The sequence below is a fragment of the Tepidimonas sediminis genome (assembly GCF_007556605.1).
In the GTDB taxonomy this organism is placed as follows: domain Bacteria; phylum Pseudomonadota; class Gammaproteobacteria; order Burkholderiales; family Burkholderiaceae_C; genus Tepidimonas; species Tepidimonas sediminis.
This window is the reverse complement of record NZ_VJND01000001.1, coordinates 1-12,923: the sequence shown is the minus strand read 5'-3', so window position 1 is coordinate 12,923 and position 12,923 is coordinate 1. Positions and strand designations below refer to the sequence as shown.

Genomic DNA, 12,923 nt, shown 5'->3' with positions numbered 1-12,923 from the left:
CGGACTAGAATCGGCCACCGGGCCGGCGTCCGCCAGCCCGGTTTTTTGTGTCCGCCGCCATGGAAATCTTCGACTACGACCACGTCCTGCTGCTGCCGCGCAAGTGCCGCGTGGAAAGCCGCTCGCAGTGCGACACCAGCGTGACCTTCGGGCCGCGGCGCTTCCGCCTGCCGGTGGTGCCGGCCAACATGAAGACGGTCATCAGCGAGCCGATCGCGCGCTGGCTGGCGGCCAACGGCTACTTCTACGTGATGCACCGCTTCGACGTGGACAACGTCGCCTTCGTGCGCCGCATGCATGAACGCGGGCTGTACGCCTCGATCTCACTGGGCGTCAAGCCGGCCGACGTCGAGACCGTGCAGCGGCTGGCGGCCGAGGGCCTGGTGCCGGAGTACGTGACGATCGACATCGCGCACGGCCACGCCGACAGCGTGCAGCGCATGATCGCGCTGCTGAAGGAGCGGCTGCCGGGCAGCTTCGTCATCGCCGGCAACATCGGCACGCCCGAGGCGGTGATCGACCTGGAGCACTGGGGGGCGGACGCCACCAAGGTCGGCATCGGCCCGGGCAAGGTGTGCATCACGCGCATGAAGACGGGTTTCGGCACCGGCGGCTGGCAGCTGTCGGCGCTGAAGTGGTGCGCGCGCGTGGCCACCAAGCCGATCATCGCCGACGGCGGCATCCGCGAGCACGGCGACATCGCCAAGAGCATCCGCTTCGGCGCCACGATGGTGATGATCGGCTCGCTGTTCGCCGGCCACGAGGAATCCCCCGGCCAGACGGTGGAGGTCGACGGCCGGCTGTACAAGGAGTACTACGGCTCGGCCTCGGACTTCAACAAGGGCGAACGGCGCCACGTCGAGGGCAAGCGCATCCTGGAGCCGATCAAGGGCCGGCTGGCGGACACGCTGCGCGAGATGCAGGAGGATCTGCAGAGCTCGATCAGCTACGCCGGCGGCACCCAGCTGATGGACATCCGCCGCGTCAACTACGTGATCCTGGGCGTCAACAACGCCGGCGAGCACCTGCTGATGTGAGGCGGCGGGCGGCCCGCGCCGTCAGGCGCGGTGGCCGCGCGGACCGAACACCAGCGTCATGGCCAGCTGGTGCACGCGCGTGCCGGGCAGGCTGAGTTCCTCCAGCACGCTGAAGTGCTGGCAGCCGGGGATGGTCTCGCACACCGGCACGGCGCGCTCGCCCCACACCCGGCGCAGCAGCTGCGTCTGGCGGCGGAACTCATCGCTTTCCTCGGCGCCGACGACCACGAACGCGCGGCCGTGGCGCGGCGGGGGCAGCCAGGCCGGGCTGGCGCGCGCCACGTCCTCGGGCGTCAGCCGCAGCGTGTCGCGGATGAACGGCGCGTGCATCAGCGGCTCCAGGTCGAACAGGCCGGAGATCGCCATCACCCCGCGCACCAGGTGCGGCGGCAGCGCCGGATCCCACGCACGCCAGCGGCACGCCAGCATCATCGCCGCCAGGTGAGCGCCGGCCGAATGCCCGACCACCGTCAGCCGCCGGCCGTCGGCGCCGTAGTCCGCCGCGTGGCGGTGGATCCACGCCAGCGCGCGCACCAGCTGCAGCACGATGTCCGGGATCGTCACCGCCGGACACAGGGCGTAGTTCGGGACGAACACGCAGGCGCCGGCGTTGCGGAACGGCACTGCCAGGAACGAGTGGTCGGCCTTGTCCAGCGCGCGCCAGTAGCCGCCGTGAATGAACACCACCGCCGGCGCACCCGGTTCGTCGGCGGGAAACACGTCCAGCCGCTCGCTCGGATCATCGCCGTACGGCACGTCCAGCACGCACGGGTGCGCCGCGCGCGCGTCCTCCGAGGCCTCGGCCCAGCGCGCCAGGTGCAGCGGGTGCTGCGGCACCGCCGCGCGTGCGTCGTACATGCGATCCAGCCAATCGCCTCGCCAGCGTGCCATCGCGCCTATCCTGTGCGGGTTGCGTCGGCGCGCATCATCGCACAACGGCGCGCGGGCACCCCCGGCGCCGCGGTCGCCGCCGCGTCAGCGCGGCGCGTGACGGCGCGGCGGGGTGCCGCCAGCGCGGTGGCCGGCCCCCTCGAGGCGGCGCGCCGCGCCGGGGCCGCCGTTGCGCCAGCCCCCACCGCCCGGGCGACCGCGGCCGCCCGGGCGGCCGGAGGCGCCGCGGCCGTGCGGCTGCGGGCGCTGGCGCGGCTCCAGACCGGCCACGGTGTGCTCGGGGATCGGCTCGCGCCGCAGCGCCTCGATGGCGGCGATGCGGCGGCGGTCGCGCGGCTCGGCCATCGTCACCGCCACCCCGCTGCGGCCGGCGCGGCCGGTGCGGCCGATGCGGTGCACGTAGTCCTCCGCCTTCATCGGCAGGCCGTAGTTGAACACGTGCGAGATGGTGGGCACGTCGATGCCGCGCGCGGCCACGTCGGTGGCCACCAGGATCTGCACCCGGCCCTCGCGCAGCGCCTGCAGCCGGCGCTGGCGCACCGCCTGCGGCATCGCGCCGTGCAGCGCCACCGCCGCAAAGCCGGCCTGCTGCAGTTCCTCGGCCAGCGCGTCGCACTCCACCTGCGTGCAGGCGAACACGATGGCCTGCTGCAGCGCCTCGTCACGCAGCCAGTGCTCCAGCAGCCGGCGCTTGTGGCCGGCGTCGTCGCACCAGTGCAGACGCTGCTCGATGTGCGCGTGGCGCTGCTGCGGCGTGGCCAGCGTCAGCTGGCGCGCCTCGCGCATGATGCCGGCGGCCAGCTGCTGCACGCGCGGCGCGAACGTCGCCGAGAACATCAGCGTCTGGCGGCGCGCCGCGGTCAGGGCGTGGATCGCCGCCAGATCCTCGGCGAAGCCGAGATCCAGCATGCGGTCGGCCTCGTCCAGGACCAGATGACGCACGGCGTCGAGCTGCACGTGGCCGCCGCGCTGCAGGTCCAGCAGCCGCCCCGGCGTGGCCACGACGACATCGGCCCCCTGCAGACGCTGCAGCTGCTGCGCGTACGGCAGCCCCCCGACGACCACCGCGACGCGCAGCCGGCGGGCGTGGCGCAGCAGGTCGATGGCGTCGGCCGCCACCTGTTGGGTCAGTTCACGCGTGGGGCACAGCACCAGCGCGGCCGGCCGCGCCGGCTGCCAGCGCCCGCCGCGGCGCGCCCCCTGGGAAGCGCCCGCCGCCGGCGCGGCAGTCAGCAGCGCGTGCAGCAGCGGCAGCAGGTAGGCGGCGGTCTTGCCGCTGCCGGTCTGGCTGGACACCATCAGGTCGGACCAGAGCTCGCCATCCCGCGGCAGCGCGGCCGGGATGGCGGCCTGCTGCACCGGCGTCGGCGCGGTGAAGCCGAGGTCGGCGACGGCGCGCAGCAGCGCGGCATCCAGGCCCAGATCGGCGAACGAAAGCGAGGAAGGAAGGTGAACGGGCGCGCCGGCGGCGGCCTCACGGTCGAGACGGGACATGGGGAAAGCTCCTGCGAGGGTCAAGGGTCATCACATCGACCACCCCACGCAAACCCCACTCACACAGGCACGCCAGCAGCAGATGCAACGAAAAAGCCGGCCCAGCAAGGCCGGCTTCGCCAATTATGCCACGGATCGCGCGCTTACGCCGCCAGCAGCAGCCACTCGACCACGCGGTAGGCCAGCGCGGCCAGCAGCGCCGCCGCCGGCACCGTCACGATCCACGCCGCCACGATGCGCATGACCATCGAGCGCTTGACGATTTCCTCCTTGTACGCCTTCTTGAAGGCCTTGCGCTCCTTCTTGCTGAACCAGCCGGGCTGGAGCTCGCCACGCCGCTCCATCGCCTTGGCACGCTGCTTCATCTCGGCGAGCATGCGCTTTTTCTCCTGCACCGGCGCGGCCTCGAAGCGGCGCAGGTAAGCCTCGACGATCTCGCGATCCTCGCCCTGGTGCGCGGCGCGCACCACCGCCTCCATGCGGGCGTAGTTGACCTTGAGCAGCTCGCGCAGGAAGCCTACGCCAAAGACCGCGCCGATCGAGACGTGCGTGGTCGACACCGGCATGCCCAGCTGCGAGGCGATGATGACCGTGATCGTGGCCGCCATCGCGATGGCGTAGGCGCGCATGCGGTCCAGCTCGGTGATCTCCTTGCCGACCGTGAGGATGAGTCTGCCCCCATAGAGCGCCAGCCCCACCGCCAGCCCCAGCGCGCCCAGCACCAGGATCCACAGCGGGGTGACCGCCTTGGCCACCACCGCGCCGTGCAGCACCGCCTCGTAGATCGCCGCCAGCGGCCCGATCGCATTGGCCACGTCGTTGGCGCCGTGCGCAAAGCTCAGCAGCGCGGCGGCGAACACCAGCGGCCAGGTGAACAGCTCGTTGACGCCCTCCTTGGTGCTGGGCAGCGTGGCGGCGCGGCGCGCCACCGGGCCGCGCAGCAACACGAAGGCCGCCACCGCCACCGCCAAGCCCGCCAGCAGCGCCTGACCGAACGAGATCTTCATCACGTTGTTGAGGCCCTTGAGCAGCATGTAGGTGGCGGTGGCCCAGACCATCGCCGCGATCAGCAGCGGCACGCGGCGGCCGGCGGCCGCCCGCATGTCGGCCTGGTAGGTGATGAGCCGCTTGCTCAGGTAGAGCACGGCGGCCGCGACGGCACCACCGAACAGCGGCGAGACCACCCAGCTGAGCACGATCGAGCTGATCGTGCCCCAGTTGACCACCCCCCAGCCGCCGGCGGCGATACCCGCGCCGGCCACCGCGCCGATGATCGAGTGCGTCGTCGACACCGGCGCGCCCAGCACGGTGGCCAGGTTCAGCCACAGCGCCCCGGCCAGCAGCGCCGCCAGCATCAGCCACGTGAAGCGCTCGGGCTGGGCGAAGGCGCGCATGTCGATGATGCCGCCCTTGATCGTGCCGACCACATCGGCGCCGGCGATGATGGCGCCCAAGGCCTCGAAAATCGCCGCCAGCACGATCGCGCCGCCCAGACTGATCGCCCCCGCTCCTACGGGTGCGCCCATGTTGTTGGCCACGTCATTGGCGCCGATGTTCATAGCCATGTAAAGGCCCACCGCGGCGGCGATGACGAGGAACCAGAGCGCCTGCGTCGACAGCCCCGGCGTGGGGCGCACCATGACGGCGGCGGCGATGCCGGCGGCCAGCAGCGCCATGACGGCGGCGGCCAGCCGCAGCGACTGTTGCATGCGCTCACGCCCCGAGCGGGTGACGGGGGTCAGGATGGCACTCATGACATGTCACGGTTTTGACAAAAACCGTGAGCATACCGCAAGGCGAACCTTCCCTCCCGGAGGTGCGCCGCCGCGGGCGGGGACGGCACCGCGCGGGACGTCAGCCTTGCAGGCGCAGGAAGTGCTGGCGGTAGTGCGCCAGCTCGTCGATCGACTCGTGCACGTCCGCCAGCGCGGTGTGGCGCTGCTGCTTCTGAAACGCCTTGTAGACCTCAGGGCGCCAGCGCCGGGCCAGCTCCTTCAGCGTACTGACGTCCAGGTTGCGGTAGTGGAAGAACGCCTCCAGCCGCGGCATGTAGCGCACCAGGAAGCGCCGGTCCTGCCCGATGCTGTTGCCGCACATCGGCGAGCCGTTCTTCGGCACGTAGCGGGCGATGAAGTCGAGCAGGATGTCCTCGGCCTGGGCCTCGGTCAGCGTGCTGGCGCGCACCTTGTCGATCAGGCCGCTCCTGCCGTGCGTGCCCTTGTTCCAGCTGTCCATCGCCTCCAGCACCGCGTCGTCCTGGTGGATCACCAGCACCGGCCCCTCGATGCGGGGCTCGAGATGGGGGCCGGTGACGATGACCGCGATCTCCAGCAGGCGGTCACGCTCCGGATCCAGACCGGTCATCTCGCAGTCGATCCAGACCAGGTTCAGGTCGCTGCGCGGCAGCGTCAGCGCTTCGGTGTCCAGCGTCTCGGGCAGGCGGGCGGCGTCGTTCATGCCGCCATTGTCGCCGATGCGCGCGCCGGCAGCGGCCACGGCCTTGCACTAGACTAGCGGGCCAATGGCGTCCTCCCTGCCTTCCGCCCTGCTGTTCAGCCTGGTGTTCGCCGCCGTGCTGCTGGCACAGCTGGCGTTGCGTCTGTGGCTGCTGGGCCGCCAGATGCGGCACCTGGCCAGGCAGCGAGGACAGGTGCCGCCTGAACTGGCCGGCTGCGTCGACGAGGCCGCGCAGCGCCGCGCGGTCGACTACGCGCTGGCGCGCGCGCGCCTGGCGATGGGGGAGGCACTGCTGCAGGCCGCGCTGGTCACCGGCTGGACGCTGCTGGGTGGCCTGGAGGCGCTGGACCGAGCGCTGCGCGGCTGGCTGGGAGAGGGTCTGCCGCAGCAGGTGGGTCTGGTGGCGGCCTTCTTCGCGCTGGGCGCGCTGCTGGAGCTGCCGCTGGCCTGGTGGCGCACCTTCCGGCTGGAGCAGCGCTTCGGCTTCAACCGCACGACGCTGGCGCTGTGGTTGACCGACGGCGCCAAGGGCGCGCTGCTGGCCGCGGCGCTCGGCCTGCCGCTGCTGGCGCTGCTGCTGACGCTGATGGAGCGGGCCGGTGCGTGGTGGTGGCTGTGGGCTTGGGCCGTCTGGATGGCCTTCAGCCTGGCGTTGATGGTGGCGGTGCCGCGCTGGATCGCCCCCTGGTTCAACCGCTTCGAGCCGGTGGCCGACCCGGCGCTGCGCGCCCGGCTGGAGGCCCTGCTGCAACGCTGCGGTTTGCGGTCCGACGGCCTGTACGTGATGGACGGCAGCCGCCGCAGCGCGCACGCCAACGCCTACTTCACGGGGCTGGGCGCGGCCAAGCGGGTGGTGTTGTTCGACACGCTGCTGCAGCAGCTGTCGGCGCCGCAGCTGGAGGCGGTGCTGGCGCACGAGCTGGGCCACGCGCGGCTCGGCCACATCCCGCGCCGGCTGGCCTGGCTGGCCGCCGCCAGCGCCGCGGCCTGGGCCCTGCTGGGCTGGCTGGCGCAGCAGCCGTGGTTCTATTTCGGCCTCGGGGTCACACCCACGCTGGGTGGGGGCAACGCGGCGCTGGCGCTGGTCCTGTTCTTCATCGTGATACCGCTGGCCGGCCTGTTCGTCGCGCCGCTGGCGGCGGCGCTGTCACGCCGCGACGAGTACGCGGCCGACGCCTTCGCGGCGCGGCTGACCAGCGCCGCGGCGCTGCGCGAGGCGCTGCTGGCGCTGCACCGTGACAACGCCGCCACCCCCGCGCCGGACCCCTGGTACGCGCGCTTCTTCCACACCCATCCTGCACTGCTGCAACGGCTGCGCCACCTGCAGCGGCTGCAGGCCTCGACGGCACCGGCATGAGACGTCGCCCCCGTGAACCGGCCGATCACGCGGGCGCCGCGCTGCGCGAAGGGCTGGTGGTGGCCGCCTACGGGCGCCATCTGCTGGTTGAACACGACGGCGGCGCGCGCACCCTGTGCCACCCGCGCGGCAAGCGCCACGAGACGGTGGTCGGCGACCGCGTGCGCTGGCAGACCAGCGGCGACGCTGGCGTGATCGAGGACGTGATGCCGCGGCGCAACGTCCTGCGCCGGCAGGACGAGCTGCGCACCAAGGTCTTCGCCGCCAACGTCGACCAGGTGCTGGTGCTGCTGGCGGCCGAACCGGTGTTTTCCGAGGAGCAGCTGGCGCGCGCGCTGATCGCGGCGCGCGACGCCGGCATCGCCCCGCTGGTGGCACTCAACAAGCGCGATGTGCAGCCGGCCTTCGACGAAGCGTGGCGGCGGTTGGAGCCCTACCGCGCCATGGGCGAGACGGTGCTGCCACTGGCGCTGACCGACCCGGACGACCACGGTCTGGCGGCCCTGCGGCCGCACCTGCAGGGACGCGTCACCCTGGTGATGGGGGCCTCGGGCGTGGGCAAGAGTACGCTGATCAACCGGCTGGTGCCGGGCGCTCAGGCGCAGACGCAAGCCATCTCGCGGGCGCTGGGCACCGGCCGTCATACCACCACCCACACCACCTGGTACTGGCTGGATGCGGCGCGGCGCGAGGCGCTGATCGACTCGCCGGGGTTTCACGCCTTTGGCCTGCACCATCTGGATCCGCGACGGCTGGCGGCCCTGATGCCGGACCTCGCCGCCCACCTGGGCGGTTGCCGCTTTCTCGACTGCACGCACCGGCAGGAGCCGGGCTGCGCGGTGCGCGCCGCGCTGCAGCCGCACGGGCCGCTGTCGCCACGGCGCTGGCAGCTCTACGTCGCGCTGTACGAGGAACTGCTGGCGGCGCAGGGGCCCGGACGGACGTGAGCGCGCCGCGGCCTGCCGGCATCAAAACAGCCGCACCAGCAGCGCCAGCCCCAGCAGCAGCAGCCCGAACACGACGCTGCGCCACACCAGCCCGACCAGCGCGGCCAGGTGGCTCAGCTGCGGCTCCATCAGGCCGTCGGCCGCCGTGACCTCCTGCGCCGGCAGCAGGCGCACATGGACGGCCCCCTCGGTCGCGGCCAGCAGCAACGTGTCGCTTGCCTCGGTCCACGCGCCGGCCTGGGCGCGCCAGCGCTCCAGCACGTCCTCGAAATGCCCCACCACCGCAAAGGCCAGCGCCGTGGCGCGCGCCGGCAGGGCGTCGACCACGTGCCAGCCGCGGGTGGCGGCCTGCGCCACCGCCGGACTGACGGGATCGCCCGCCATCCCACCCTCGCCGCCCCAGCGCTGCGCCAGCTGTTGCGCCAGGCGGTACAGCACCGCCCCGGCCGGACCCAGGCCCAGCGCGGCCAGCAGCACGTAGGCCACCGCCACCCCGAGCACGTGCCGGTGCGCGTCCAGCGCCGCGTGCGCGAGCAGGCGCCGCAGCAGCTCCTCGCGCGGCCAGTCCACGGCGCCGACCCCGCGCCACTCGGCGTAGAGGGCGCGCGCACGCGCCTCGTCCCCTCCTTCCAGCGCCAGCCGGATGGCGGTGAACGGCAGGCTGAAGTGCCGGAACCCCAGTGTCGCCACCAGCACCGCCACGTGCCAGGCGAACGCCAGCAGCCCCTGCACCTGCCACAGCAGCAGGTGCACCGCCCAGGCCAGCAGCACCGGCACGCCGACCGCCACCGCCCAGACCAGCCAGCCGTGCGCAGCCTGACCGGCGTCGAGCTGCCGGCGCACCCACTGCGCCCACGCATCCAGTGCCAGGATCCGCTGCACGCCGACGCCGGGGCGCCAAGCCTGGTCGATCAGCAACGTCAGCAGCAGCGCAAACAGCGTCATGGCTGCATCATAGCGGTGCTGGCGGCGAGCAAAAACCGGTAGACGTTGCGCAGCATGCCCGCGGTGGCGCCCCAGATGAAGCGCTCGGTGACACCGTCGCGATAGGGCATGGACAGCCAGTGGCGGCGCACGCCATGCAGCTCCAGCTCGTGGTGGCGATGGTGACGCGGGTTCATCAGGAACGCCAACGGCACCTCGAAGACGTCGGCCACCTCGCGCGGATCGGCGCGCCACGGCCCGGCCGGCTGCACCAGCGCCACCACCGGCGTGATCTCGAAGCCCGAGCCGGTGCGGTAGGGGGGCAGCGTGCCCAGCGGCTCGGCCCACGGTGGCTGCAGGCCAACCTCCTCGGCCGCCTCGCGCAGCGCGCAGCGCACCGGGTCGCCCCCGTCGGCCGGATCCAGCTTGCCGCCCGGAAAGGCGATTTGTCCCCCGTGCGTGGGCAGGTGCAGCGGGCGCTGCGTCAGCAGCACCTGCGGCGTGGCGCGCCACACCAGCGGCACCAGCACCGCCGCCGGACGCAGCGGCGCGTCCACCCAGCGCGGCTCGGCACGCAGCTCCGGCTCCCACGGCGGCGGATCGGCGAACCAGGCGCGCAGCCGCGCCGGATCAAGCCGCTCCACCGGCACGCGCGGCAGATGCGCGTCGACCGCGCGCACCGGCACCTGGCGCGGATCGAACGTCGGCGCGGTCATCGCTCGGCCTCCATGCGCGCATGGTAGCGCCGCAGCCGCGCACCCGCGCGCGCCCATGCGGCCGGTGCATGACTTCATCGCGCACCGGCCTTGGACAGGCGCGGCCCGGCCCGCTAAGCTGGCGGCCATGTCCAACCACCCTCGAGGGTCTGCCATGAGCGACACCCTTCACGGCGCGGCCACCCGCCACGCCCTGCCCTCCTACCTCGACCATGACCGGCTCGGCCCGTGGGGCATCTTTCTGCAGCAGGTCGACCGCGTCACCCCCTACCTCGGCAGCCTGGCGCGCTGGGTCGAAACCCTCAAGCGTCCCAAGCGCATCCTGATCGTCGACGTACCGATCCAGCTCGATGACGGCACCATCGCCCACTTCGAGGGTTACCGCGTGCAGCACAACACCTCGCGCGGCCCCGGCAAGGGCGGCGTGCGCTACCACCAGGACGTCACGCTGTCGGAGGTGATGGCGCTGGCGGCGTGGATGTCGATCAAGAACGCCGCCGTCAACGTGCCGTTCGGCGGCGCCAAGGGCGGCATCCGCGTCGACCCCCGGCGGCTCTCGCTGCCCGAACTGGAGCGTCTGACGCGGCGCTACACCAGCGAGATCGGGCTCATCATCGGCCCGACCAAGGACATCCCCGCCCCCGACGTCAACACCAACGAGCGCGTCATGGCGTGGATGATGGACACCTATTCGATGAACGTCGGCGAGACCGCCACCGGCGTGGTCACCGGCAAGCCGATCAGCCTCGGCGGCTCGCTGGGCCGCCACGAGGCGACCGGCCGCGGCGTCTTCACCGTCGGCGCGGAAGCGGCGCGGCGCATCGGGCTGCACGTGGCCGGCGCGCGCGTGGCGGTGCAGGGCTTCGGCAACGTCGGCGGCATCGCGGCGCGGCTGTTCGCCGAGGCCGGCGCGCGCGTGGTGGCGGTGCAGGACCACGCCGGCTGCGTCTACCGCGAGGCGGGGCTGGACATCCCGGCGCTGCTGCGCCACGCCAAGGCCACCGGCAGCGTGGCCGACTTCGCCGGCGCCGAGCCGCTGGCGCGCGACGCCTTCTGGGACACGCCGTGCGACATCCTGATCCCGGCGGCGCTGGAGCAGCAGATCACCGAAGCCAACGCCGGCCGCATCCAGGCGCGCCTGATCATCGAAGGCGCCAACGGCCCGACCACGCCGGCCGCCGACGACATCCTGACCGAGCGCGGCGTGCTGGTGGTGCCGGATGTCATCGCCAACGCCGGCGGCGTGACGGTCAGCTACTTCGAGTGGGTGCAGGACTTCTCCAGCTTCTTCTGGAGCGAACAGGAGATCAACGAGCGGCTGGTGGCGATCATGAAGGGCGCGCTGGATGCCGTCTGGCAGGTCGCCGACGACAAGGGCGTGACGCTGCGCACCGCCACCTTCATCGTCGCCTGCGAGCGCATCCTGCGCGCGCGCGACCTGCGCGGGCTCTACCCCTGAGAAACCGGCCCGAACGCCGCCGGGCGGTCAGTGCAGGGCCTGGTCGTCCAGCAGCGGGGTGTCGGACAGCGGCAGCACCGGGATGCCCTCCTCCCACAGCTCGACCGCCTCGGGCAGGGTGGCGCGTCCGCGGATGCGGCGCACCGGCGCCTGCCCCTCGTGCATCGCGCGCGCCTCGGCGGCGAACCGCTCGCCGACGTCCTCCGCCCCGCGCACCCAGGCGCGCAGGCGCCGCAGCATGTCGGCCTGCGCGGCGGCGTCCGAAGGCGGCGCGCAGGCCGGCTCAGCCGCGCGGCGCGTCTGCACGTAAGGGGCGCTGAGGCGCTTGTCGATGGCACGGTCGCCGCACACCGGACACTCCACCAGGCCACGCGCGCGCTGGTCCTGGTAGTCGTCCTCGGAGGCGAACCAGCCCTCGAACACGTGCCCATGGGCGCAGGCGAGGTCGAGCACCTTCATGCGCCCCTCTCCCCCCGCTGCCAGTGCGCCGCCGGGCGCCAGTCGAGCGTGAAGTCGCCCGCGGCGACGTTCTGCCACCACAGCAGACCGGCCAGCGTCTTGCCGTCGGTGACGTCGCCGCGCGCCACCGCCTGCAGCAGCTCGCGCGGCGACAGCGCCAGCACGTCGAGGAACTCGCCCTCGTCCAATGTGCGCGCGCCGTGGCGCAGGCCGCGCGCGAACCAGATCTCGATCTCCTCGTCCGCATAGCCGATGCACGGATGCAGCACACCGGCCCGCGCCCATTCGTCGGCCTGGTAGCCCGTCTCCTCGCGCAGCTCGCGCGCCGCGCACGTCCAGCCGCCTTCGTGCGGATCACGCTTGCCGGCCGGGAACTCGACGAAGGCGCGCCGCACCGCGTAGCGGTACTGGCGCTCCAGCACCAGCCGGCCGTCGTCCAGCATCGGCACCACCATCACGGCGCCGGGATGGTGCAGGTAGACGCGCCGCGCCGTGCCGCCGTCCGGCAGCCGCACCTCGTCGCGGTGCAGCGTCAGGAACGCGCCCCGCCACAGTGTCTCCTGCCGCAGCGGCGTCTCCACCAGATGGTCGGGTTGCGGATCGAAGTGCACGGTTTCAGCGCCGCACCAGGTAACGCCAGACGAAGCCGGGAAACGCCAGCGTCGCGAACATCGCCGCCGTGATGGCGTAGAACTCCCAGCGCTGCGGATAGATCTGGCCGAGGTGCGCCTCCAGCGCCAAGGCCGCGGCGCCCACCGCGAAATACAGCAGCACCAGCTCCACCAGCCGCCCCCACAGCGGCTTGACGCCGCCGCGCGCCGGCAGCAGCGCCAGCCAGCGCTGGTTGAGGAACGGCAGGTTGGCGCCCACCAGCGCCAGCGCGATGACCAGCCAGACGGCCCCTTGCAGACTCATCCCGACAGTGTAGCCGGCCTCAGAAAACCGCGCGCACCGCCTGCACGCACAGCGTCATCAACCCGCCCGGCAGCAGGCCCAGCGCCAGCACCAGCGCGCCGTTGACCGACAGCACCGCGCGCACCTCCAGCGGCGCCTCGATCGGCGCCGTCTGCGCCGGGGCGTCGAAATACATCACCTTGATCAGGCGAATGTAGTAGAACGCCGCCACCAGCGAGGCCAGCACCGCGAACACCGCCAACCCGACATGCTGGCCGCCGCCGGCAG

At 72.6% G+C, this 12,923-nt stretch carries 13 protein-coding genes and 1 pseudogene; 4 read left to right on the top strand and 10 right to left on the bottom strand.

Annotation, left to right across the window (positions count from 1 at the left end; genetic code table 11):
- Window positions 1-59 precede the first annotated feature (59 nt).
- Window positions 60-1,037 carry a GMP reductase gene (locus Tsedi_RS00070; protein ID WP_143892370.1) on the top strand — a complete coding sequence of 326 codons (978 nt, stop codon included), beginning with the start codon at window positions 60-62 and terminating at the stop codon, window positions 1,035-1,037.
- A gap of 21 nt (window positions 1,038-1,058) precedes the next feature.
- Here the strand turns inward: Tsedi_RS00070 and Tsedi_RS00065 are convergent, their stop codons facing one another.
- The 4 genes from Tsedi_RS00065 to orn form a co-directional block, all read right to left on the bottom strand.
- The gene (locus Tsedi_RS00065; RefSeq protein WP_143892368.1) at window positions 1,059-1,928 is read right to left on the bottom strand and encodes an alpha/beta hydrolase; all 870 of its coding nucleotides are present in this window, start codon (window positions 1,926-1,928) and stop codon (window positions 1,059-1,061) included.
- 84 nt (window positions 1,929-2,012) lie between these two features.
- Window positions 2,013-3,422, bottom strand: a complete 1,410-nt coding sequence (locus tag Tsedi_RS00060) for a DEAD/DEAH box helicase (protein ID WP_143892366.1) — start codon at window positions 3,420-3,422, stop codon at window positions 2,013-2,015.
- Window positions 3,423-3,565: 143 nt separating this feature from the next.
- Window positions 3,566-5,176, bottom strand: coding sequence for an inorganic phosphate transporter (locus tag Tsedi_RS00055; protein WP_143892364.1), 1,611 nt, complete (start codon window positions 5,174-5,176; stop codon window positions 3,566-3,568).
- Between the two features lie 100 nt (window positions 5,177-5,276).
- Window positions 5,277-5,879 carry an oligoribonuclease gene (gene orn, locus Tsedi_RS00050; protein WP_143892362.1) on the bottom strand — a complete coding sequence of 201 codons (603 nt, stop codon included), beginning with the start codon at window positions 5,877-5,879 and terminating at the stop codon, window positions 5,277-5,279.
- 64 nt (window positions 5,880-5,943) lie between these two features.
- Between orn and Tsedi_RS00045 the strand changes: the two genes are divergently transcribed.
- Together Tsedi_RS00045 and rsgA are read left to right on the top strand one after the other, a co-directional pair.
- Window positions 5,944-7,236: a M48 family metallopeptidase gene (locus tag Tsedi_RS00045; protein ID WP_143892360.1), complete on the top strand. Its 1,293-nt coding sequence runs from the start codon at window positions 5,944-5,946 to the stop codon at window positions 7,234-7,236.
- Window positions 7,233-8,183: a ribosome small subunit-dependent GTPase A gene (rsgA, locus tag Tsedi_RS00040; protein ID WP_143892358.1), complete on the top strand. Its 951-nt coding sequence runs from the start codon at window positions 7,233-7,235 to the stop codon at window positions 8,181-8,183. The genes Tsedi_RS00045 and rsgA overlap by 4 nt, the downstream gene beginning before the upstream one ends.
- A 21-nt stretch (window positions 8,184-8,204) precedes the next feature.
- On the opposite strand, the gene Tsedi_RS00035 is transcribed toward rsgA, so the two are convergent.
- A complete protein-coding gene (locus tag Tsedi_RS00035; protein WP_143892356.1) occupies window positions 8,205-9,128 on the bottom strand; it encodes a CobD/CbiB family protein in 924 nt (307 codons plus the stop codon).
- Window positions 9,125-9,823: a CoA pyrophosphatase gene (locus Tsedi_RS00030; protein WP_143892354.1), complete on the bottom strand. Its 699-nt coding sequence runs from the start codon at window positions 9,821-9,823 to the stop codon at window positions 9,125-9,127. The genes Tsedi_RS00035 and Tsedi_RS00030 overlap by 4 nt, the downstream gene beginning before the upstream one ends.
- 154 nt (window positions 9,824-9,977) lie before the next feature.
- Here Tsedi_RS00030 and Tsedi_RS00025 point away from each other — a divergent pair, with 154 nt between their 5' ends.
- Window positions 9,978-11,282, top strand: coding sequence for a Glu/Leu/Phe/Val family dehydrogenase (locus Tsedi_RS00025; protein ID WP_143892352.1), 1,305 nt, complete (start codon window positions 9,978-9,980; stop codon window positions 11,280-11,282).
- Between the two features lie 27 nt (window positions 11,283-11,309).
- On the opposite strand, the gene Tsedi_RS00020 is transcribed toward Tsedi_RS00025, so the two are convergent.
- The 4 genes and pseudogenes from Tsedi_RS00020 to Tsedi_RS00005 form a co-directional block, all read right to left on the bottom strand.
- Complete coding sequence (locus Tsedi_RS00020) at window positions 11,310-11,741, bottom strand: DUF1178 family protein (RefSeq protein ID WP_143892350.1); 432 nt, start codon at window positions 11,739-11,741, stop codon at window positions 11,310-11,312.
- The gene (locus Tsedi_RS00015) at window positions 11,738-12,352 is read right to left on the bottom strand and encodes an NUDIX domain-containing protein (RefSeq protein WP_143892348.1); all 615 of its coding nucleotides are present in this window, start codon (window positions 12,350-12,352) and stop codon (window positions 11,738-11,740) included. Before Tsedi_RS00015 ends, Tsedi_RS00020 begins: the two co-directional genes overlap by 4 nt.
- 4 nt (window positions 12,353-12,356) lie before the next feature.
- Window positions 12,357-12,656 (bottom strand): DUF2818 family protein, encoded by a 300-nt coding sequence (locus tag Tsedi_RS00010; RefSeq protein WP_143892347.1) that lies wholly within the window; start codon window positions 12,654-12,656, stop codon window positions 12,357-12,359.
- Window positions 12,657-12,675: 19 nt separating this feature from the next.
- A pseudogene (locus tag Tsedi_RS00005) lies at window positions 12,676-12,923 on the bottom strand (NADH:ubiquinone oxidoreductase subunit N); the annotation flags it as partial.